A 22449-nucleotide genomic window follows, 5' to 3' on the forward strand; every position below is an offset into this window, starting at 1 on the left:
CTCCTCCATGCCGGATGATTGATCCGGAGTCTTATTATGTGACTTTCCGCCATGGCCCCTATGATCTACGTTCCACCATAAGTCGGCTTACCCTATTTTATACGACACGTCAGGTAAGGGTACGTAGTTATAAGTCCATTTTTCTTAAGACACGAAATCTTCATTAACAATACAGATAAAGGACAGGCTTTAGAGAAGTGCGAATCGAGGTACCTGTGTTATAATGAGTCCCATATTGTTTTGTATCCTATTATATTGGCAAGTGATAAGGTTCATGCTTATATAAATAAAACTTGTCCATCACACATAAGGAGGAAGTTCACCTGATGACTACACTAAAATATCCTTCATTTACATCCGAAGATTTTGATGTCTTTGATATACCCGGGCTCGAACCCCGGATGGAATTATTGATTGAGAGAATTCGTCCAAAACTAAGCGAGATTGGTGCAGAATCCGCCCCATTTTTAAGCGATTTAGTCGGAGAAGAAATGTTTGTTCATGTGGCCAAGCATGCTAGACGTACCGTGAATCCGCCAAATGATACTTGGGTAGCGATTGCTAATAACAAACGTGGTTACAAAGCATATCCTCATTTTCAAGTAGGGATGTTTGGTACTCATGTATTTGTTATTTTTGCCGTTATTTACGAAAGCAATAATAAGGAAATCTTTGCTGAAGCATTAGAAAGACAGCTTGACGATGTTATGGAGCGTATTCCAGGACACTTCTACTGGTCTACAGATCATATGAATCCCGAAGGAACCCTTCATAAAGATATCTCGAAAGCAGATTTCGAGAAAATGGCTGAACGATTAAAAACGGTGAAGAAATCAGAAATTTTATGCGGCCTGCGTATTGAGCAGGATGATCCGATTCTTCTTGATGGAGAAGCCTTTGGTAAGAAAGCTCAAGAAGTATTTACCCAGCTTGCACCGCTTTATAAAATGGCTTTTTAATGAAGTGAGATTCATCACAAAAAATTCGTTACAATCTTTATCCATTTTGCTATACTCATTTAGGTTTATTATTTCTAATACAGAAAGGTTGTGACAGAATCCATGGATCACCGTCGTACGCCGCTTTTTACAGCACTTAGAACACACGCGGCTAACAATCCGGTACAGTTTCACATCCCTGGTCACAAAAAAGGACTTGGAACAGACTCTGAATTCCGCGAATTTATAGGGGATAATGCCCTTTCCATAGATTTAATTAACATCGCGCCGCTTGATGATTTGCATCAACCGACGGGTGTCATTGAAGAAGCTCAAATACTTGCAGCTGATGCTTTTGGTGCGGACTATACGTACTTTAGTGTGCAAGGGACAAGCAGTGCCATTATGACCATGATTCTGTCTGTGTGCGGACCTGGTGAAAAAATCATCGTACCGCGTAACGTACACAAGTCTATTATGTCTGCCATTATTTTCTCAGGAGCTAAGCCTGTATTCGTCTCTCCCGTGAGTGATGATAATTTAGGTATTGATCACGGTATTACCGTGGGTTCGGTTCAGCGTGCTTTAGAGCGTCACCCCGATGCCAAAGCCGTGCTTGTTATTAATCCGACGTACTTCGGTGTATGTGCGAATCTCAAAGAAATTGTAGATCTTGCGCATAGTTACCAAGTACCTGTACTTGTTGATGAAGCGCACGGAGTCCTTATCCATTTTCACGAGGATCTTCCGATGTCAGCGATGGAAGCAGGAGCCGATATGGCAGCAACCAGTGTTCATAAGCTCGGCGGTTCGATGACACAAAGTTCAGTACTCAACCTAAACACCAAAAATGGATTTGTAAATCCACAGCGAGTTCAGACGATCATCAGTATGCTGACGACAACTTCAACTTCTTATATACTGCTCTCTTCGCTGGATACATCCAGACGTAATCTCGCCCTAAATGGACATTCCATGGCCCAAAAAGCCATTGATCTTGCGGAGTATGCAAGACGTTCGATTAACGATATCGAAGGATTGTATTGTTTTGGTGAAGAAATACTCGGAGGAGAAGCAACCTATAGCTATGATCCAACCAAAGTAACGGTACATGTACGTCATCTTGGTTTGACGGGATATGATACAGAAAACTGGCTGCGTGAACACTATAATATTGAAGTCGAGATGAGCGATATGTATAACATCCTCTGTCTCATTACACCAGGAGACAATGATGAAACGGTAAATACGCTGCTTGACGCACTTCGTGAATTGTCGAAGACTTATTATAATGTCAACACCGCTAACGACTTAATTGTCAAAATCCCAGAAATACCTCAACTCATGCTTACACCGCGTGAGGCATTTTATGGTGATACAGAAGTCATTCCCTTTAAAGAATCCGCTGGTCGGATTATTGCTGAATTTATCTATGTATATCCCCCTGGTATTCCGATCCTGCTTCCGGGAGAAGTTATCTCTCAGGAAAACATTAATTATATTACGGAACATGTCGAGGTTGGATTACCGGTAAAAGGTCCTGAAGACCGCTATATTACCAATGTAAAAGTAATCGTAGAAGCGGATCCAATCTTCTAACTTACTTTTATACACGATTCATAAATGGGAAGGACCTGCTTAGCTGACAAGCTGAGCAGGTCCTTTTTCAGGCATTCCTTTGTGCATGATGAGTAATAAAAAAGGGAAGCCTCTGTTACCAGAGACTTCCCTCACTTTATATCGATCTTATTGCTGCTCTTCCACCATTTTGTTAAATGCAGCTTCTACACGATTCCACTCATCTTCATCTTCAATTTGATAAAGACTTACTTCATCGCCCTCTTCTTCAAAACGAAGAATAAGGCCATCTTCTTCCGGATTATTGCGCTCAACAAATACCGCATATTCCTTATTGTCTACATCAAAAGTTTGTACTAGAATCATTTCAATCTCTTTGCCGTTCTCATCTTCAAAGATAAGCACCTGAGGTTCGTGGTCGTGGTCGTGGTTGCAGTTCTCATCATGTACATGGTTATGATCGCTCATTCATCTATACCTCATTTCATTTATACTTGTATTGTATTCACACTCATTAAAGTAATCATACCGAAATATCGTAACACTATTAAAGCATAAAATCAATTCAGCCAATTTACGAATCTAGTGCTGTAATCCCTTTTTCGGATACGAGAATGAATGAATTCCCTCCTGCCGGCTTCATGTAGAACCCTACTTTATATTTCCCTTTTTTCTTAAAATCATAAGTGAAATCATTTGTTTTGAACCAAAAATTATCGTTTGATCCGCTTCCCATCTTCTCCGTTTGAATATTTTTTGTATTCCCGGAAGGATCCGTTATGGCAACTTTGACTTCTGAAATGTTTCCATTCAGACTATCGACTTGACTGAGTACATGAAATTTCAGCTTTCCTACATTAACATTCCCAAAAACAGTATCACCCTTAAACAGTGTTATATGTACATTAGGCTTCATAACTGTTACCTTCTTGCTAGTTGCATCCCAGGATGCAAGACCACTAAGTTCACGCACAGGGGCATAGGTTGTCCCATTAATATAATAACCGCCACCACTGACATCATTGCCATTGACTACGACACGAATTTTTTCTGTAATTGAATCTGCAAATAACATAGATCCACTGCCTACAAGAGAAAAGACAAGTACCAAGGCAAGTGTTCTTCTCCATTTCATCAGTCTATATTACCTCCCCCATAAAGTTGTATATATATTTATACTTCATGTAGTAAGACAAGTTGCGGCAATAAGTCTTTTTTTTCTTATTTTCTAAAATAGCTAACAACCGCATTATCTCTCAGTCCCATGAGAAAGAATGCGGTTGTAGCTTAACCTTTGGGTTTCGTTAAGATGCAAGGTACACCCTTACCCACAGCGCCTGGCTCTCGCATACGAGCAGCATAGGCCATTCCTATGTCGCATGGCGTTTTACACACCTCACAGACTTCAGAGGTAACTATTCTCATCCCACCGCGAACTTTCTCCTTTTTTGCCGCCACTTTTTTTCCTTTGCCTTTTACCATGGCCCTATTCCCCGCTTCCCTTGTCATGCGAGAAGTTTGGTCTGCTCCCCCAAACTCTCGCCTAGGTAATGCATTGTATGGGGATTGGGGGAAGAAGGTGCGAGTGGAGAGAAAATTTGTTGCAGGTCTTATCTACGCAAAAAAAAGAGCCACAAAAGGGCTCCTTTTTCATATTGTACCGGTACTCCGGTTATTCGATAGTTTCTACTCAAAAATCGGCAATTGATCTAGGTTGTTGCTCGGATCTCCGTCAGCATCACCGCGAATTCGGAGTGATCCTCCTTTTGCCTTAAATACGTTGGCTCCTGCAATCATTCCAGACTCCACTTCGTTTAATGCCTGGTTGTAATCCAGAACACGACCTGCCGAAGTTTTAAAAGCGGTTAAATCGCCATCTCCATTTTTCTGTACAGCGACAAAGTGCTCGCGCGTGTTATTTACCATTAGAACAACACTCCTTTTTGCACTATATTTGGTGTTTACCTGTACCGAGTAGGAATTGAAATAGATATGGTTCTGCCTCGGTAAGCATAGTGTGTTCCAAAAAAGAATGTTCTATGTAAAACGAAATGAAGTTATAACGTTTTTTGCATCCGTACATGTAATATACCGGCATCATAAAACGGTTCGTCCGATATCACTTCATAGCCCAGCTTAGCGTAAAAACCTTCAGCTTGACACTGTGCATCAAGAATGGAGTACGCAAGACCAAGCTCTCTTGCACGCTCTTCTAAAGCCATAATTAATACACGACCGTAACCGTGAACACGGTAGTCTTTTAGAACAGCTACACGTTGGAGTTTCGCTGTATCCTTCTTATAATAAATGAGACGCCCAGTCGCCACCATCTGCTGTCCATCCTGAATGAGAATATGGTGCACATCGGGAGAAATGACGTCATATTGGTCAATTTCTTCTTCTAAGGGAACATTTTGTTCCTTAACAAACACCTCTTTACGAATGTGCAGCCCCTGTTCTAATTGTTCCTCTGTGGTTACATTAATAATTTCAGCTGGCATTGATATCCCCCTCTGCTTTAGCTCTTCGATGCTCTAAACCCATAAAACTTACGTTATTATACAACAATACAGCAAAAATAAGCCAGTCCTAAGAAACGGACTGGCTTATTGTATCTTGGGCGACGTCAGCCTTCATTAAGGCGTTAGTATTTCCTCATCGGAAGAAGAATAAACATCATCCCTTATCGAAGGAGAGTACACATCATCAATGATAGGCAGCTCCGATTCAGGATCAAGCATCTCTTGTAACCTAAGTGTTTCTTCTGATGGCTCTAATGTACATCCTGATATGTTTAGTAGCAATATTGTAATAAAGCAGGTTGTCACGATCGTATTGCACAACTTTTTCATAGGATGGCGATCCTCCAGATGATCATTCTTCCTATTAGGATGTGTTAATTGAGTAGAATTTAAACATACTAACTTCTGATTGACAGTGCAAAACAAGCCTGATAATATAAGATTATTCTTTAAATAAACTCGATCTGTTAGCTCAGCTGGGAGAGCACTATCTTGACAGGGTAGGGGTCAGTGGTTCGAGCCCACTACAGATCATCCTTTATTACTTTTACAAAAAAAACCATGAAGCAGCAATTGCTTCATGGTTTTTTTGTATGGAAAGTATCTGTTCTTGCTCCCCTGCTTGTTGAAGCTCATTCGCAATAGAATTCTCTTCATCTCCTCGTAAAACATAGGATGCCTTCCGCCTTCCCATCTGAAAAATCAACTTTTATGTATGGACTTCCTTCTGCAAAACTTTCAAGCATTATCAAAAAACTTCCATAACATTGCAACCCTATTTATTCATATTAAGCTCCTTATAACGGCATACTGTTTCTGTAGGAAAATGAAATATATATAGAGGAGTGAACAATTCAATGGGTATTCTTAGTGGGAATCCTAAAGAAGAACCAATGCATTTTGGTGAAATTTTTAGTGTTTGGCAATGTGCTATGACGGCTAGAGGAGCTGTATCTTGTTATCAAGCTTTTCTTAATCATGCGGGAGATAAAGAACTGAAAAAGGTATTAGAAGATCTAATTGACCAAGCAAGATTAGAAATGAAGGAATGTGACCATCTGTTAGTAAAAAATGGGATTCCTACCGCTCCTATTTTACCGGAAAGACCACAAGTGAAACTCGAAGACATACCTCCGGGTGCACGCTTTACCGATCCAGAGATTGCCGCCAAAATCACTGCGGATAATTCCATTGGACTCGTTGCATGCAGCCAAGCAATTGGACAATCGATTAGAGAAGATATTGGTGCTCTATTCGCGAAGTATCATGCAACAAAAACAGCTTTCGCTGTGCGTATACTTGAATTAACCAAGAAAAAAGGCTGGCTGATTCCTCCGCCGCTTCAATATAAACGTCCTGATGATGCTGTTGTAGAATAATCCTCTGTAAGAGTCTTACCTTCATGATGAATGATGTAACTAAGACTGTAGATAACTAGCCAAGACTAGTGCCTACAGTCTTTTTTATATTTTCAATCTATGGGTAGAGTATATATAACCGCCCGAACTGTCTAGTCTTCTTCCTCCTTCAATGCTGCATTCGCTCGTTCAATTTGCTGGAGCACCGCATTTTGAAATTTCAGCTCTTTTATGATGACTTCATATTCTTCATTCAGCGATTTTACGGTTTCGTTAGATTCATTCATGTAATTGTGTTTGATAAAATTGACTTGTTCTTCATCATCAGCAAACTTATTCATAGCGTTACTCATAATATTGTCCTTGAATTCTGCTTTTCTAATTCGCTGTTCCAGTTTATCGGCTTCTTGTTCCAGATATTCAACGCGGCTGCTAATTTCTCTTTCCCATACCTCTAAGTCTTCTTGTTCCACTATGATTCATCCTTCCCTTTCATTCATCCATCTTGCTATGTATATATAAACCAAAACGTACGGTTAAATCACGATTTTCACAAAAAAGAAGAGCACCAGTTTTTAGCCGGTGCCCTCTTTCTGTTGCTTAGTAAAGAATTGTTTTAGAAATGATAACCAACAGGATGAAAAGAACAAGGATTGCTCCAATTGATGTCCATCCACCGCCGTATCCTCCACCGTAACCATATCCGTATCCAGATACTTCACTCATTGTCGTCTCCTCCTTATCACTAAGGTATGAGATAATATATGATCAAAGCCGGAATGTGGCAGGGCAGAAGTCTATTTTGGTTCTAAAACTTTCTCTAAAGCGTGTTCGCCGTTATTTCGCGTGTTGTGGTTTTCCTTCTTGTTTCTCACCGCGGCGCATACCAGCTAAACCGATCAGACCTAGCAAGCCAAGCCATCCCCAGTTGCCACTATCACCGTCATCTGCAGAATTTGCATTTACGTTATTTGTACCATACGTTCCTGTACCTGTACCACCCGTACCGCCAGTACCAAATCCATTGTAGCCGTTTGTGTTATTCATGTTGTCATTCATGCGGGTACGAGACATGTTGGAATATCCACCCGGAAGAGAATCATTGTAGCTTTTTGAATCATAATGGCCCTTCGTCTCATTACCTTGATTCGTTGTAGAATTGGCTTTCATGTGACTGCTTTCAGCCATCGCTGGGACTGCAATAACCATAGAGATACTTGCTGCTGCGAGCATGGTTGCCATTTGTTTTTTCATAACAGTCATACACCTCCATATAAGTTTTGGTTGCGATTATAGATTCCCCTTCAGCAAAAAAACTTATTCTACAAAGCAACTGGAGGATAAAGGTGCGCACAAAAAAACTCACCGTTTGCAGCCGGTGAGTTTTTCATATATACCGTATCTAAAGGGGGGATACTGTTATTATCATAAAACCCCATCCTTAAAATAAAATGATAACAACCTAAAAATAACATTAAAATTGCTAAGTTTATCGATGGCCACGACGGGATCGTACTACAAAGGTATATAGATCTTTTTCAAATTTCTGTCCATCTTCCAGCTCTACATAAGCTTGATCATGGGATATAATGACAGCCCGGTAAGCAATCAGTTTGGGCCCTTTCCAAATGGTAACTGCGGATCTGAAATAAATGGCATTATCAAACTGGAGCGGCTGTCTCATAATATAACCTACCGAATGTAATGAAGAACGTGCTTTCCTTTTCCCACGTCCATGTGCGTCCTCTGGAAGAGCGTGAATTCTTGCAATCTGAGCAAAAGGAATCTTGATCCGCTTGGCACCCACAACCACTAATTTGGCTTCGTCATCCCATTTGAGCAGTATTCCTTGTACAGGGTCTTTACGACCATCCATTCGGTCTACGATAACCCTGCGACCAATCCAGTGTTGCATCATTCACCCTCCTTTCTAATCTTCTGGAATTACCCAATCAACGGGCATTATTCCTCTTGATTCCAGAAACTGATTTGCTTTTGAAAAAGGTCTGCTTCCTATAAAACCATGCCGAGCAGCAAGTGGGCTAGGATGCGAAGATTCAATAACCAAATGACGAGATCGATCAATAAAGGCTCCTTTTTTCTGAGCATGATTTCCCCAGAGCATAAACACAGCCGGTTGGTTGCGCTCATTTATTTTTCCAATGACAGCATCTGTGAAATGTTCCCATCCAAGACCCTTATGTGAATTAGGCTGACCTTCTCGTACAGTGAGTACATTATTTAATAATAATACCCCTTCTTTTGCCCAATGTTTCAGTGAACCATGGGAAGGAATAGAAATTCCGAGATCCGCATGTAATTCTTTATATATATTTCGTAAGGAAGGAGGAATTCTCACCCCTTTTTTCACAGAAAAACTTAGTCCTTCTGCCTGGCCTTGTCCATGATAAGGATCTTGTCCAAGAATAACCACTCGGGTATTCGAATAAGGAGTTAACTTTAACGCATTGAAAATTTCTTCTTTCGGAGGAAATACATGCTCTGTTTTATATTCTACAGCAAGTACGGTACGAAGCTCTTCTATATATTCCTTGTTCATCTCATCTTGTAAAATAGAATCCCAGTCATTATTGAACATGGAGTATCTTCCTTTCGCAGTATGAATAAATGGATACTTGTAAAAAAATAAGCTGGTCTCCACTAAGGAGCCAGCTCATTCATATAAGATGCCGAGGACCGGGATCGAACCGGTACGGTAGTCACCTACCGCAGGATTTTAAGTCCTGTGCGTCTGCCAATTCCGCCACCCCGGCATATATTACGCTTATCTTGCGCATATACACCGATTTTTTGAGTTATCGAAGTGCTAATCAACTTCAAAAAATCCTGCGAAATTTATTATAACATGCTTATAAATAATATACAACACTTTTCTAAAAAATATTTATCATACTAATAGTTACGAATTTGCAGATCTAAAATGATTAAATCAAACGAAAAAAACTTCCAACCGTCAATAGAATCAGAAACGCAAAAGCGACTAGAGGCTGAGCCGCCATAAATAAGTATGTTACTTTTTGCTTATCTTTTGTCCGATATATAAAGACATTAATAAGAAAGAAAACAAAGATTACAATAGGCAGCATGACAAGGAATATCGCCAACAAACCGGCTCCAGGACTCTGCAGTACGGTATCTAGCTCGCTTATCATGGTAATAACGGGATCTAACAAAATAATTGCCATGATATAAAAAAGTAAGGTACCAGAAATAAATCGGATTTTAGATACTTGTTCATGCGTTCTTTTCAATATAACGTGAAGGAGCAACATAGTGACAACGGCGTAGTATATGAAAATGAGGCCGAATGTCTTCATATCATCACTATTGCCGTTGCCAGAAAAATATAAATCAATCAAAAATTTTATACCATTCTCTCCCTTTAACCAATATTCTATTTATCTCTTGCGGATAGATCACCCAAACCGCTCTGTTTTATACCATTTCGATTTTCGTTTAAACACTTTATCCAGCAGAATGGATATGAATGCTTTAAGAGAAATAATAAGAAATAATTGTGCATACGTAAAGTAAGAAATGCAAGCAAGCACAAAATTCCGTGTGTTACTTTGTCCATAGTCTGTAGCGAGCGCCAGGTTAATTTGAAGGACATACAGATAATACATCAGTGCCCATGCGATCATTAAATAGACATACACATCAGAGGAGAACTGAAAAGGCATGACGACGTCCATCCCAAACAAAAATAAGACCTGATACACCACATTAATAACAAAAAGAATATCGGATACAAGGATCGCAAGTAAAAACCAAAAATAACTGGTTCCATAATAAAGGATCTGAACTTTAACCCGCCAGCTGGATGACGGTTTAAAAAGCTCAAGAATATGGTCCATCACAACACTATAATTCCCTTTAGCCCATCGTTCACGCTGTTTCATGTAAACTCGTAAATCTTCAGGCTCTTGTTGATATGCTTCTGCCTGAGGTGCCAGCGCTATAAGCTGACCTCGTGACAAAATGTCAAAAGATATCGCTGTATCTTCGGTAATGGCTTCCTCATCCCAGCCGCCGATTTCGCGAATCAAATCTGTTTTTATAATAAAATTGGTTCCTGGGATGGTACCGAGCTTAAATAACTCCCACATTCCCGTGTGATAAATTCGCTGAGCAGTAACAAGTTCGAGATTTATACATCTAGACAAGAAATTTTGAGCTCTGTTGCGAGCCTTGTTACGACCGAATACTGCTCCATAGGTTTCCGGGTCTTCTAACGCTTTATCAACCAAAAACAGGAGTGCATTACGCTCTGGAGCCGCATCTGCATCATAGATACAAATCCACTCCCCTGTGGCATGCGAAAGTGCATCATTTAAAGCTCCAGATTTCCCTCCCGTCCCCTTTCTCTCCATAATCATAAAATCCCTCGACTGATACTCAGGATTATTTTTAAGATCATAGAGCTTCTTAGCCGTGTAATCTGTACAATTGTCCGCAATTACAATGACTTGTAGTTTATCATGCGGATAGTTCATCCTCAGAATATGTTCAACCGTCATTTGAATAACTAGCTCTTCATTATGGGCGGGAACCATGACTGTAACTTTTGGAGCCTGTTCTGAAATGAAAGGGATGACGAGTTCTTTTTTACTTTGTCGTATTATGAAACGCTGTGCGCCAATCATCATAAGAATAGATATAAAGACCGAAATCCAGATACTAATAATCGCTGGAATGAGCAAAAAATCACCCACTGATTTTCCTCCGGTTATATTTATTCATCGTTTTTTTGCGCAAGATCAGCGTATTAATCGTAATAAAGAAAATAGCAACTCCGAAAACGATACTTATAAGGATGCACAATGGGACAAACCAACTGTTATAAGACATCTTCATCACCATTCTTTCTTTAGAATTAACAAATTAGATATACTCACCTATCAAATCAGTTTCCGCATTCCGTTCTAAAGCAGAGATCACTTCTTCGAAATCTCCATAATCGTTAAATTGATCTTTTGAGAAAACAAGTGCTCCGGAGCGAATAATGAGATTAAGATCCTTATCTTTTCGACTGAGAAGTTTAACGTCCATGAGAGCATTTTTAATTCGCTCGGTTAGCAATCTTAGGTGTTCTTTTTGGGTTAGAGGGAAGATAACAATAAATCGTCCTTTATCCACATAGAACTTATAATCCTCATATCTTATATGGGTTTGTATTGTATCTGATAGTTCTAAGAGCAGTTCTGCATATCCCCCTGAACCAAGGGTTTCACGAACTAAAGGCAGGAATTCAATCTTAAAAATCGCAATACAAAAATGATATTGATCTGAATATCGATTAGCTAGATTTGTCTGTTTTATCAGCGTATCCTTGAATGCATCCGTGTTTCCGAGCGATGTATTAACATCTACCTCTGGATTTCGCAAGCGTAGGTCTTCCATTCGCTGGGCCAGGCGTTTCTGCTGTATTAAACCTTCTCGAATTACGGATGCAACAACCATACTTCCTGGAATCCATAGAAAAGACTGTAAGGTGATCCAATTCGTATCTGCTAGCGTCACCAGCCAAACAAAATAAGCTACCATAAAGACGAAGACACATACCGCCGTAACACCTCCAGGAACCAAAAAACCAAGTAACAATGAAACCAGTGACAGGCAACTGATAAGAAGTTCGGTTGTTGTAAAGCCTTGTTCCTCAGAAACATGCATAAAAATTCCGACTTGCTGTAATATCATAAGAATGGTTAGCAATGAATAACCAAATGCTGCTTTGTAACGTACGAATAGATTCATCATTTTCCTCAACACCATTTAATATATTTTCATATTAACGCAAAAGTTGCAGACCCAAATTTAAAAAACAACAAATTTCTACAAGATTATATCATTCCATTTCGAATTTATACAATAAAATATATGTGGAAGTAAACATTAAAAAACGCCCACTACAATAGTGGACGTTAAAAAATTATTCGGTTATTCACTTTTATTATTAGATTACGTTAATTACCAATCCGAACTGCCTTATAGACTAATCCGTTATTTTCCACAAGAACCACTTCACTCGCGTCTGCCTTTTTAAGTTGATAAATAGCAGCACCTTTTTTCAAATAATTACTTTCTCCATCCGCACGATCTAGCTTTTCATACGTTTGTCCTTGTTCTAAATTTCCTACTTCTTCATCTGTAAGTGTGGTAGACACTTCACCGAGTTTTTTTCCTTTTAACTTATCAGGAAGATTTTCTTCCGTAATAATCTTGAATGTACCTCCGTTAGCCCATACAAGAAAAGGATATGCAGAAATCTGCTCATTCGCTTCATTCTCGGAATCCGCACTAGCTAAATCTTCTTTTACAACTTCCTCTTGTACAACTTCTTCTTCTCCAACCTCATCATTTACTTCCTCTTCTTCCACAGCCTCATCGCTAGTTTCTTCTATAGCCTTATCGTTCGTTTCTTCTATTTGATTTTCCTGAGGATTTGTCTGATTAGAACTTGAAGTATCCTGTACCTCATTTGTTCCGCAAGCAGCAATCATCAGCATAAAACTCAAAACAGCAGTCATTTTAAATAATTTAAAAGTATTCATTATATCTTCCCTTCATGTTGTTCGTTAGTTAGTATTGATCGTAAGTAAGGGTTCACACCATTCACAAATATGTAGTTTGGACCCTTGTACTTAAAAAAGATTGCATTTTGGCTATTATTCCTCTTTGTAACTCCTCTTTTTACTTATTAAATGAATCCACCAAGCCATCCCGCCAACACCAAGAGCTATTATAACGCCCAAGAAAATAATATACCACCCGTGTATATTCATCAATCCTTACCTCCTCTTTGTTTCTTATAACCATCTATATCCTATTCTTAAACTTCCTTCTCTTTTGAAAACTATACGTAAAATATTTGTTCTCCAACTTTGTTTAGAAATAATGAAAGCGGTTTAATTTAAATTAAAGATTCTTTTTTGGATATTTGTAGAAATATGGAACTAGTTCTGTTAGACTACTTGTAGAGACGAAAAGTAAACTGCATGTGTACAAAGTATCTTTTTTTAGATGCACGAAGACCTGTATTATGTACTTATTACGATCTGCATAGGAGAATAGGCTTATGAACAAAGAAGCGGCGATTGCCATCAAACGAAATCAAGAAATTATAGTGAAAAGTAAGAATGGGGAAACAATCTCGGGCTTTCCGGTGGAAACCGACCACCCTTCTCGTCTTATCCTTCGTACGACATTCGGACCTGTGTGGATCCCGTATGAGGAAGTAGAACAGGTCACGAGAATTCTAAGCATTAAAAGATCCAAAAAAACTTTTCAAACTTGTACTCGCTAATCTAAATGCAATTATTTGAACGAAATCATAGGATAAAGTCGGGAGGTTACTCTTCCGGCTTTATCTATTTGTATATATTTATTAAGATTACTAGGAAACCTCTGTATATCTTATAGATACTGATGGTTATGTTAAGCAGATGACACGAATTAATTAAATAAGGAAAAAATAAGGGAGGTACGCTCGTAATGAATCAGATCCCGAAACTGCTTATCTTAGCAGGCATCGCACTCATTGCAGTAGGCGTGATTTGGATGTTTGTAGGTAGATTTATTTCGATTGGACGACTACCAGGTGATATTCATGTGGAGAAAGGGAATTTCACATTCTATTTTCCAGTGGTTACATGTATCGTAATCAGCGTACTTCTTAGTGTTATATCCTGGATTGTTCGTTATTTTATGAAATGACATGTAGATTAACTCTAGTATAGAGTCCAGTAGTCGAGCCCATTTCCACGCGTAATCGGCCGAATACTCGGAGCAAGATGGCTGCTTTCCTCCATAGGTTCCCAACCCTCCAAAATAAGAATTCCACGAGTACCCGACTTCTCTTTCCATACAATAAACTGATTTCTTTCCAGTTCCGCAAGCGCCCCACGAATTTGAGACCATGACTTTCCCGTCTTCATTTCTAATTCAGAGATCGTAGGCATTCGGCCACGCTGCCCACTGAAATTAACTAAAATCCGTAATAGTTTACGCTCAAAATCAGGTAACATCCTCTTCAACTCCTTAGGCTGTTCTTATTGCCGTTCTCACAGGCCGATAGGCCAGCACGTTCTCTTCATGAAATGTACGAGGCCCACCCGTAAGAAGACATGTCGAATAAATATTCCCGTTACGAATTTGATGAATCTCAATATTCCGCTGGCTAACCTGCCCATGGCGATCTAAATACACGATTTCCACTTGCTTACCAATATATTTACGCGGCATTTCTTCCACCTCATAAGAACATTTGTTTGCATTTATTATATAGGAACAAATGTTCTTTTACAATCTCCTTATTTTTACATGAAAACGCCCGCCATTCTTCTACTACTGAAGATTAGGCGGGCGTTATTCATTCCTTTTACTTCGGGACGGATTCGTAATAGCTAGTAAACACTAAAGTAGCAGTCAAAATAGGATCTGCCATACTGCCCGACTCGCTTCGGTGCTGTAAAGCAAATGAATCTACCTTCATGAGTCTCGGAAGGGATTCCAATTCTTTCATCCAGCTTTCAATTTGTAATAAGGTGCCCTCCAGATCTGCATTCATCTTTATTTCGTGAATATGAGGATACACCGTCTCTTCTTCATTAAGCATAAGGTGGAGTTCATTAGATTGGGTAAGATTAAAATCAATCGCTTTGAGCGTAGCTTCCGATCGTGCGGTAACAGCACGGATATCTAATATTAACTGATCTGCCATGTCATTTTGCGGCAGCACGTCCCATTCTGGATCTATGGAGTCCTGTCCCTCCACATTTCCTTTCATCTCGTCCAGCTTGTTTTGCAGCAGCTGTTTCTCTCCTTCGATCTGAACTAGCTCCTGACTCTGTTCATCCAACTTGTCGATGGAGGGTGAGAGACCTAACCAATAAAAAGCAAACACGAGAACAAAACCAAGAAGCAAAGTAAGTACGATGACAGATCTATACTTATTTATCCGTTCCATCATCGATCATCTCCTCCTGATTTTCCGACATGGAACCACTTGCTACGGGTTCTTCAGATGACTGCACTTCTCTATTTAAAGAAATCTGATATACAGCCGTGTACTGTCCATTCTCTTGAACTGCACCTGAACGATTCGTTTCACGTCTAGCCAGATTAGCAATCATTGCTTCCTTAACGAAAGACATCTCTCTTAGTGAAGTCAGATATTCAGAAGCTTGTTCCATCTGCGGTGTATGTAATGTTATTTCCATAACTGAACCATATGTATATCCAACATTTCTGAGTGACGCACGCTCCGGCAGATGATGCTCCAGTTCTTTTAGCATAGAAACCGGACTATCTCGATACTCCCTTATCTGATGTATTGCTTCTTTACGCTCTGATGGACTAAGACCGGATACGCTTACTAACCGAAGTTCATCCTCTATACTTTGTCTCTGTTCTTGAAGTGCGGTGAGGCGCTGTTCCTGATTACTTATTTTCCCTTGATTCACAATATAAAAACTCCCTGTAGCTGCTACTCCTATAATCAAGATCCCAACTAAAATCATAGCAACGTAAGGAAAGTAGAGTGCTTCTTTATCTTCCCGTGGAAAAAGATCAATGTTATAACCTCCGATAGGTTTGAGGGCAGCACCCGCCGCTAATCGGTAATTGTTATAATCTACATCCGCAGGTACTTGTGTGTCCGTCCGAAGGAACGCTTCTTCTGTAACAAGAATCTCTGGAAGGGAAATATTAAGCTCAAGAACTAATTTTCGTCTGTATTGATCCTGCCCTGTTACGATAATTTCCTCTATACGTGCTTCGCCATCATGAAGACTATATTGATAAAAGTTAAGCATACGAGCAATTTCAGCAGAAATTTCATCTAGTTTTAAGGAAGAGATCTCCCCTCCGTCACCAGTGAGATCATATAAACTCAAAGTACGCATGAATACCAAGTGACCTTCACGAAACATATATACATCTATATAAGAAGCCTCGAGCTGAATAAGCATTGTCTCTCCAAGCTCTCTAACCGTGCCTAAGGTAATCAGCCGGGAGAGTGCGGTTCCCGAAATTTCAACGCCAGCTACTTTTAATCCCGCTTCTTCCACCACATCTACATACATTTGAATCACTTCACGCGGCGTTGCGAAAACAAGTATTTCCGTCTCTTCATCTCCGGTACTTGTCACCATAGAATCATAGACTGGATGTTCAAAAGGCAGATGTAGTCCGGTTTCTACTTCTAATTGAATGAGTTGTTGTAACTGTTTCCCATTTGTGGTTGGCACAGAGAGTTTACGTATCACCATCTGTGAAGGCGGAACAGACAAGAAAACTTCCGTCCCTTTTAACCTCTCATCTGTGACTGCTGTTTTTAGTTGTGTACATAGGGATTCTCGGTCACGAATTTGATTCTCTTCCATCACACCCGGTTCAAAAGGAAGAAAAAATTGTTTCTCTATGTCTTTTGTTTTGTTCGCAAGACGGACATAGCGAATACCGGATTGTTCAATGGAAAGACCGGTTAATTTCTGCGTTCTGCCCAGCATAGTTATATCCTCCTAAAAAATAAGTGAAAGGTATCCCTGAATAATTCGGGAGCCATAGCCATAAGAGATTAATGTTCCGATCATCAGCCATGGACCAAAAGGTATGGGCTGATTGCGTGATACTCGTCCGATCAGCATCAACCCTCCTCCAATGACCGTTCCTAGTAAACAGGCAATCAGAAAAGCTAGGATCAACTCGGGAACACCGAGAACGAATCCGCATAAAGCAAACAATTTCACGTCCCCCATCCCCATTCCGCCTCGTAAAGCAAATAGCAGGATGATGCCCCCTCCAAGCAGGCCGCCAAGTACATGCTCCCACCAAGGATGGCTAGGAAAGAGTGAAACTCCCAGTAATAGTACTGGCGCAAAGAAAAGCAAAACTTTGTTTGGAATTTTCATATATTTGAGATCAGATAGACTAACAATAACAGTCAGACTAACAAGCAGAAGGCCAATCATCCCCTCAGACGTAAGACCAAAGCGCAAGATAATCCATAAATAGAGTAAGCCCGTAAGTGCTTCACCCGCTGGATATAGGACGGATAAGGAATCACCGCAATATCTGCATTTTCCACGGGAAATGAGATAACTGACAACAGGTATCAGATCGACTGCCTGCAGCCTTGTTCCGCAATGACCACAGCAAGAAGGCGGGTTAATAATTGATTTTCCGACAGGTACTCGTAATGCAACTACATTAAAGAAGGAGCCTAATACGAGACCAAGAACTGATACGTATATCGCAATAAAAAGGGTCATAGGAATTGGTTCACTTTCCACATTAAATTTGAAACAGGAACCAGGGATGTTGCCCGTGGTTCCTGTAGGGGGGGGCGAGACTGAACTCGATATTAAATATCGTCACTTTCATATAGTAAAAATTCACAGCACTTATTCCTCTGGTTTTTCACCAAGAACTACAGAAGCTTTGTAGGTAATGGGAGATGCACCCGAAGTACCGAGAATTACATTCTCTAAACTGCTATCAGCACCGAAACTAACTTCTGTGCTTTCTTTATCCAGCTTTACTTTTGAGCTAGGCAATACAATGTTTTCTTCAATATATTTACCTGTCTGTAGCTCACCTAGTTTGACTGTCTTACCCTTAAATTCTCCATTCTTCTCTCCAATAATATACAATCTTGCTGCATCATGAATTTGACGCGCAGTAGCGAGGTCCCCATCTTCCTTCGAATTATCAATGATATTACCAATCAGCGGAATAGCAATAACCGCGATAATAGCCAAAATAACGATAACAGCGAGCAACTCAATCAACGTGAAACCTTTCTCATCGGCGAGTCTTGCTTTTCTTGCTTTCAGTGCTTGTTCTAACATGGTAAATCCCCTTCCACACTCTCATTATTTTTTATAAAAAATCTACATATTGCCGTAGATGCTGAACATCGGCAGCATAATTGACGCTACAATAATTCCTACAACACCCGCTAAAAAAGCGATAAGCAGGGGTTCCAACAAAGACTTCATGCGATCTACTGTGTTTTCTACATCCATCTCGTAAAAATCAGCTACCTTTTCCAGCATTTGATCCAGTGACCCTGTCTCTTCTCCAATCGCAATCATCTGTGTAACGAGTGGCGGAAATACCCAAGCTTTCTTTAACGGTTCGGATAAAGGTTTTCCCTGACGTAGTGAATCCGCTGCGCTTCGAATGTATTTTCCAATGACTTTATTCCCTGAGATATCTTCGACAATAGTCAAAGCCTGCAATACTGGCACGGAACTTGCATATAAGGAAGCTAATGTCCTTGTGAACTGAGCAATGGAACCTTTTTGATTTAACTTGCCGAATACAGGCACCTTCAGTTTAAGGTAATCCAGCAGATAAGCCCCTCGCTCGGTACGCTTACATACCTGGTAAAGTATAATCATCAGTAGAACGCCCAGTAACCAGAAGTACCACTGACGCTGTATGCTGTTACTGAGCATAAGAACCATCTGTGTTATTATCGGAAGCTCCACATCCATAGACTCGAACATCGTGACAAACTGAGGAACAATCGCCCACAGTAAATATACAACGGCTGCAATCGCCATAATCCCAACCGTAAGTGGATAAGTGAGTGCAGATTTGATCTTCTCGGTTGTACTGTGCTGTTTCTCGTAATAGAGTGCAAGCCGGTCAAGTGTCCCTTCCAAATCACCCGCTTCTTCACCCGCCCGAATCATACTGACAAATAAAGGTGGAAATATCCGCTTATGATTCTGCACGGCTTGAGAGAACGATACCCCTCTTAGCAGACTCGAATTTACATCAAACAATGCTTTTTTCAGCGGTTTGCTCTCCGTCTGTTCCGTAAGAATCTGATTGGCATCGACAATAGACACACCCGCCCGAATCAAAGTGGCAAACTGTCTGCAATAGATAATAAAATGGATCGGCTTTACCGGATTACCGATGTAGATATCCATTTGTAAAATAGTCTGCTTCGTTTCCTCTAGCGAAAATACCGTCACATCTCGTTTACGAAGTTCTTCCATTGCCGTCTTTTTATCTGTAGCACCAAGTTTGCCGCGGAGTTGTTTCCCACGGTTTGTCTTAACTACATATTCAAATTGTTTCATCCAGAACTCACCTCTGCCATATATGACCTCGCACTCGAATCAAGTACTTTTCCTTCTTTGACAAGATCACGTACAGCCATTTCCATGGTCTGCATGCCAAATGCTTTTGACGTTTGCATCACACTTTTGATCTGATGAGTTTTATCACTGCGAACGAGATTGGCTACGGCGGGCGTATTAATCATCACTTCAGCAGCGCATACCCGGCCTTTTCCCTCGGCCTTTGGAAATAGACGCTGTGATATGACAGCAACAAGAACAGCGGATAACTGTGCGCGAATCTGAGCTTGCTGGTGTCCTGGAAATGCATCTATGATCCGATCAATCGTCTGCGACGCATCCGTAGTATGAAGTGTAGATAGAACTAAATGTCCTGTTTCTGCTGCAGTTACCGCTGCCGTTATTGTCTCTAAGTCTCTCATTTCTCCTACTAAAATAACGTCTGGATCTTGACGGAGCGCTGCTCGTAGACCACTCGCAAAGCTCATCGTATCTGTTCCTACTTCTCTCTGTTCAACAAGACTCGACCCTTTCGTATGTATGTACTCAATCGGATCTTCTAGCGTAATAACATGCTTCCGTTCATTGCGATTAATATGATCGATAATGGAAGCGAGCGTAGAAGATTTACCACTTCCCGCTCTCCCTGTTACTAGAATGAGACCCTGTGATTTCTCAGCCATAGCGCGCACTACCGAGGGTAAACCAAGTTCGTCAAGCTCTTTTACTTGTGAAGAGATGAGACGCGCCGCAATACTAACTTCACCACGCTGTTTGTAAACATTGATGCGAAATCGTTGTCCATCCTCGAGTGCATAAGCAAAATCCAGTTCTCCCCGTTCTTGAAATTCTTCATATCCTTTACCGCCAAGAAGGGTTTCTGCCATTTCCCATGCCTCTTCTGTTGAAACAACCTCACCCTCCACGGGTTTCAGTAATCCATCTATACGCAGGACAGGAGGAGAATCAAGCGATATATGAAGATCAGAGGCACCCGATTCATAAGCTATACTGAGCAGTTGATTGATACTACGATTGTGCATTTCCTCTTGTTCCTCCTAGCTATGTGAAACAGACTCTCTCATGATCTCTTGAATCGTCGTAATTCCGCTTCCTACTTTCATAAGGCCGTCCGTCATTAAGTGAACAAGCCCTTTCTGCTGAGCCATGTAACGTACTTCTTCTACGGATGCGGAGGAAGCAATTAGGGAAGCAAGCGCATCATCAATCTTCAGAACTTCATGAATCGCTACGCGCCCACGGTAACCGGTGTTATTACAGTATCCACAGCCTTTACCGGCATATAATTTGTCCGCCTTAATCCCATGGTTTTGCAAAATAATCGATTCTTGTACAGAAGGAACATACGCTTCTCTGCACTCTGTACAGATCTTTCGAACAAGACGCTGAGCGACGACTCCTAGCAAGGAAGAAGCAATCAGATAAGGTTCAGTGCCCATATCTCGTAACCGCATGATGGTACTTATCGCATCGTTTGTATGAAGCGTTGATAATACAAGATGTCCGGTTAACGAGGCCCTAACTGCGATTTCTGCCGTCTCTGTGTCCCGAATTTCACCGACCATAACCACATTAGGATCTTGCCTCAAGATAGAACGAAGACCCGCAGCAAAAGTAAGTCCTACCCCTGAGTTCACATTCACCTGATTAATACCTTCAAGCTGATATTCCACTGGATCCTCAATAGTAATAATGTTGACGTCTTCTTTGTTCAGATGATTCAAAGCTGAATAAAGAGTCGTCGTCTTACCGCTGCCTGTCGGTCCCGTAATAAGCAGGATTCCGTATGGACGTTCAATCATCTGCCTGAATAACTCACTATTCATTTCACTAAAACCCAGTTGATCAAGTGATTCTACACCTGATGATTGGTCTAAAAGACGAAGCACGATCTTCTCCCCATGCATAGTCGGAAGTGTGGATACCCGAATATCGATCATTCGATAATCCAGCTGTATTTTCATCCGTCCGTCTTGAGGTAATCTTCGCTCCGCTATATTAAGCTCTGCCATGATTTTGATTCTTGCCGTAATATATCCTTGCATCTGTTTGGGAACCTGACGTTCTGTTCGCAGTGTCCCGTCAATACGGTATCTGATTGCTAAGTAATCTTCACTCGGGTCCATATGAATATCCGAGGCTCTTAACTGCACAGCTTGCTGGATCATTTGATTGACGAGTCTGACAATGGGAGAAGCTTCGTCCGTTATCTCTGTTTCTTGAAACTCTTCCTGCGTGGGAAGTTCCACCATCATTTGACTCATGGAGTCCCGAAGTCCATAGTGCCTCGCAATCGCTCGTTGCAATTCATCCCGTGTCGAGATAGCGGGTTCAATTCGAAACCCCGTCGTCATCCGCAAATCTTCAATCGCGAAATAATCAAGTGGATCGACCATAGCCACCATGAGCTTCCCGCCTTCTTTCATAAAAGGCAGTACTTGATGACGTTTGGCCATACTTTCGGGAATAATCTGGGTGATTGCAGGATCAATATGATATTTGAATAGACTGACATGAGGGATACCTAGTTGGAATTCCAATACTTCGATCAGCTGCTGTTCTGTAATGTAACCATGGGAGATAAGTAAATCCCCAAGCTTCATTTTTAAATCCCGCTGCTTTACAAGTGCTTCTTGTAATTGTTGCTGTGAGATAATTCCGTTCTCGACCAGCAAATCCCCCAGCCTTTTTTTAATAACAGACATAACAGATCACCTCGAGTACTCTAGCTTTTATACTGAATAACAATGAAAATCATCACTTTACTGTGGAAACAAGTCTAATTACTCACTCGATCCCAAATACATTTCTCTATTACACCATATTATTACTACTTTAAACCTACTAACATATTGATAAGATATGTAATTTGTCCTAGAATGATATATATCATAGTTTGGAAATATTTACA

General features: G+C 40.6%; 28 protein-coding genes and 2 tRNA genes. 6 read left to right on the plus strand and 24 right to left on the minus strand.

Annotated features, from left to right (window positions below):
• Nucleotides 1-326 precede the first annotated feature (326 nt).
• Complete coding sequence (locus tag ACWPWY_RS12725; RefSeq protein WP_454192019.1) at nt 327-959, plus strand: YktB family protein; 633 nt, start codon at nt 327-329, stop codon at nt 957-959.
• Nucleotides 960-1061: 102 nt separating this feature from the next.
• Nucleotides 1062-2537, plus strand: coding sequence for an aminotransferase class I/II-fold pyridoxal phosphate-dependent enzyme (locus ACWPWY_RS12730; protein ID WP_454192020.1), 1476 nt, complete (start codon nt 1062-1064; stop codon nt 2535-2537).
• A gap of 147 nt (nt 2538-2684) precedes the next feature.
• Here ACWPWY_RS12730 and ACWPWY_RS12735 read toward each other — a convergent pair whose 3' ends face one another.
• The 5 genes from ACWPWY_RS12735 to ACWPWY_RS12755 all read right to left on the minus strand — a co-directional run bounded on the left by ACWPWY_RS12735 (nt 2685) and on the right by ACWPWY_RS12755 (nt 5368).
• Entirely contained in the window at nt 2685-2984 is a 300-nt protein-coding gene (locus ACWPWY_RS12735; RefSeq protein ID WP_160036999.1) for a DUF1292 domain-containing protein, read from the minus strand.
• Between the two features lie 106 nt (nt 2985-3090).
• A complete protein-coding gene (locus ACWPWY_RS12740; protein WP_454192021.1) occupies nt 3091-3651 on the minus strand; it encodes a copper amine oxidase in 561 nt (186 codons plus the stop codon).
• 551 nt (nt 3652-4202) lie between these two features.
• On the minus strand, nt 4203-4442 hold the full coding sequence (locus ACWPWY_RS12745; RefSeq protein ID WP_454192022.1) for a DUF3892 domain-containing protein: 240 nt from the start codon (nt 4440-4442) through the stop codon (nt 4203-4205).
• A gap of 131 nt (nt 4443-4573) precedes the next feature.
• Entirely contained in the window at nt 4574-5017 is a 444-nt protein-coding gene (locus ACWPWY_RS12750; protein WP_454192023.1) for a GNAT family N-acetyltransferase, read from the minus strand.
• A 135-nt stretch (nt 5018-5152) separates the two neighbouring features.
• Entirely contained in the window at nt 5153-5368 is a 216-nt protein-coding gene (locus ACWPWY_RS12755; protein WP_454192024.1) for a hypothetical protein, read from the minus strand.
• A gap of 131 nt (nt 5369-5499) precedes the next feature.
• On the opposite strand from ACWPWY_RS12755, the gene ACWPWY_RS12760 reads away from it, so the two are divergent.
• Together ACWPWY_RS12760 and ACWPWY_RS12765 are read left to right on the plus strand one after the other, a co-directional pair.
• Nucleotides 5500-5572: transfer RNA gene (locus tag ACWPWY_RS12760), tRNA-Val, on the plus strand.
• A gap of 323 nt (nt 5573-5895) precedes the next feature.
• Nucleotides 5896-6417, plus strand: coding sequence for a DUF3231 family protein (locus ACWPWY_RS12765; protein ID WP_454192025.1), 522 nt, complete (start codon nt 5896-5898; stop codon nt 6415-6417).
• 131 nt (nt 6418-6548) lie between these two features.
• Here ACWPWY_RS12765 and ACWPWY_RS12770 read toward each other — a convergent pair whose 3' ends face one another.
• The 10 genes from ACWPWY_RS12770 to ACWPWY_RS12815 form a co-directional block, all read right to left on the minus strand.
• Complete coding sequence (locus ACWPWY_RS12770; protein WP_454192026.1) at nt 6549-6869, minus strand: hypothetical protein; 321 nt, start codon at nt 6867-6869, stop codon at nt 6549-6551.
• Nucleotides 6870-6996: 127 nt separating this feature from the next.
• Complete coding sequence (locus ACWPWY_RS12775; protein WP_225229116.1) at nt 6997-7122, minus strand: YjcZ family sporulation protein; 126 nt, start codon at nt 7120-7122, stop codon at nt 6997-6999.
• Between the two features lie 111 nt (nt 7123-7233).
• Nucleotides 7234-7650, minus strand: coding sequence for a WGxxGxxG family protein (locus ACWPWY_RS12780; protein ID WP_454192027.1), 417 nt, complete (start codon nt 7648-7650; stop codon nt 7234-7236).
• A 235-nt stretch (nt 7651-7885) separates the two neighbouring features.
• Nucleotides 7886-8314, minus strand: a complete 429-nt coding sequence (locus ACWPWY_RS12785; protein ID WP_454192028.1) for a hypothetical protein — start codon at nt 8312-8314, stop codon at nt 7886-7888.
• Between the two features lie 12 nt (nt 8315-8326).
• Nucleotides 8327-8995: a uracil-DNA glycosylase gene (locus ACWPWY_RS12790; RefSeq protein WP_454192029.1), complete on the minus strand. Its 669-nt coding sequence runs from the start codon at nt 8993-8995 to the stop codon at nt 8327-8329.
• 89 nt (nt 8996-9084) lie between these two features.
• Nucleotides 9085-9170 (minus strand) — tRNA-Leu (locus ACWPWY_RS12795).
• Between the two features lie 171 nt (nt 9171-9341).
• A complete protein-coding gene (locus ACWPWY_RS12800) occupies nt 9342-9776 on the minus strand; it encodes a hypothetical protein (RefSeq protein WP_454192030.1) in 435 nt (144 codons plus the stop codon).
• A gap of 57 nt (nt 9777-9833) precedes the next feature.
• The gene (locus tag ACWPWY_RS12805) at nt 9834-11132 is read right to left on the minus strand and encodes a glycosyltransferase family 2 protein (protein WP_454192031.1); all 1299 of its coding nucleotides are present in this window, start codon (nt 11130-11132) and stop codon (nt 9834-9836) included.
• Nucleotides 11133-11301: 169 nt separating this feature from the next.
• On the minus strand, nt 11302-12177 hold the full coding sequence (locus tag ACWPWY_RS12810; RefSeq protein WP_454192032.1) for a diguanylate cyclase domain-containing protein: 876 nt from the start codon (nt 12175-12177) through the stop codon (nt 11302-11304).
• Between the two features lie 206 nt (nt 12178-12383).
• Nucleotides 12384-12971 carry a hypothetical protein gene (locus ACWPWY_RS12815; RefSeq protein ID WP_454192033.1) on the minus strand — a complete coding sequence of 196 codons (588 nt, stop codon included), beginning with the start codon at nt 12969-12971 and terminating at the stop codon, nt 12384-12386.
• A 524-nt stretch (nt 12972-13495) separates the two neighbouring features.
• Here ACWPWY_RS12815 and ACWPWY_RS12820 point away from each other — a divergent pair.
• Together ACWPWY_RS12820 and ACWPWY_RS12825 are read left to right on the plus strand one after the other, a co-directional pair.
• Nucleotides 13496-13723 carry a hypothetical protein gene (locus ACWPWY_RS12820; protein ID WP_191798942.1) on the plus strand — a complete coding sequence of 76 codons (228 nt, stop codon included), beginning with the start codon at nt 13496-13498 and terminating at the stop codon, nt 13721-13723.
• A 188-nt stretch (nt 13724-13911) separates the two neighbouring features.
• Nucleotides 13912-14133 (plus strand): DUF2905 domain-containing protein, encoded by a 222-nt coding sequence (locus tag ACWPWY_RS12825; RefSeq protein WP_454192034.1) that lies wholly within the window; start codon nt 13912-13914, stop codon nt 14131-14133.
• Nucleotides 14134-14147: 14 nt separating this feature from the next.
• Here ACWPWY_RS12825 and ACWPWY_RS12830 read toward each other — a convergent pair whose 3' ends face one another.
• The 9 genes from ACWPWY_RS12830 to ACWPWY_RS12870 all read right to left on the minus strand — a co-directional run bounded on the left by ACWPWY_RS12830 (nt 14148) and on the right by ACWPWY_RS12870 (nt 22243).
• On the minus strand, nt 14148-14444 hold the full coding sequence (locus ACWPWY_RS12830; protein WP_454192035.1) for a hypothetical protein: 297 nt from the start codon (nt 14442-14444) through the stop codon (nt 14148-14150).
• A 13-nt stretch (nt 14445-14457) separates the two neighbouring features.
• Nucleotides 14458-14661 carry a hypothetical protein gene (locus ACWPWY_RS12835; RefSeq protein ID WP_454192036.1) on the minus strand — a complete coding sequence of 68 codons (204 nt, stop codon included), beginning with the start codon at nt 14659-14661 and terminating at the stop codon, nt 14458-14460.
• 136 nt (nt 14662-14797) lie between these two features.
• Nucleotides 14798-15388: a hypothetical protein gene (locus tag ACWPWY_RS12840; RefSeq protein WP_454192037.1), complete on the minus strand. Its 591-nt coding sequence runs from the start codon at nt 15386-15388 to the stop codon at nt 14798-14800.
• Nucleotides 15369-16928 carry a pilus assembly protein PilM gene (gene pilM, locus ACWPWY_RS12845; RefSeq protein ID WP_454192038.1) on the minus strand — a complete coding sequence of 520 codons (1560 nt, stop codon included), beginning with the start codon at nt 16926-16928 and terminating at the stop codon, nt 15369-15371. The genes ACWPWY_RS12840 and pilM overlap by 20 nt, the downstream gene beginning before the upstream one ends.
• A gap of 12 nt (nt 16929-16940) precedes the next feature.
• A complete protein-coding gene (locus tag ACWPWY_RS12850) occupies nt 16941-17690 on the minus strand; it encodes a prepilin peptidase (protein WP_454192039.1) in 750 nt (249 codons plus the stop codon).
• Nucleotides 17691-17822: 132 nt separating this feature from the next.
• Complete coding sequence (locus ACWPWY_RS12855) at nt 17823-18269, minus strand: prepilin-type N-terminal cleavage/methylation domain-containing protein (RefSeq protein WP_454192040.1); 447 nt, start codon at nt 18267-18269, stop codon at nt 17823-17825.
• A gap of 42 nt (nt 18270-18311) precedes the next feature.
• On the minus strand, nt 18312-19517 hold the full coding sequence (locus ACWPWY_RS12860; protein ID WP_454192041.1) for a type II secretion system F family protein: 1206 nt from the start codon (nt 19515-19517) through the stop codon (nt 18312-18314).
• On the minus strand, nt 19514-20560 hold the full coding sequence (locus ACWPWY_RS12865; RefSeq protein WP_454192042.1) for a type IV pilus twitching motility protein PilT: 1047 nt from the start codon (nt 20558-20560) through the stop codon (nt 19514-19516). The genes ACWPWY_RS12860 and ACWPWY_RS12865 overlap by 4 nt, the downstream gene beginning before the upstream one ends.
• A gap of 15 nt (nt 20561-20575) precedes the next feature.
• Nucleotides 20576-22243 (minus strand): GspE/PulE family protein, encoded by a 1668-nt coding sequence (locus ACWPWY_RS12870; protein ID WP_454192043.1) that lies wholly within the window; start codon nt 22241-22243, stop codon nt 20576-20578.
• Nucleotides 22244-22449: the final 206 nt, after the last annotated feature.

It is taken from the genome of Paenibacillus sp. Marseille-Q7038, from assembly GCF_965111595.1.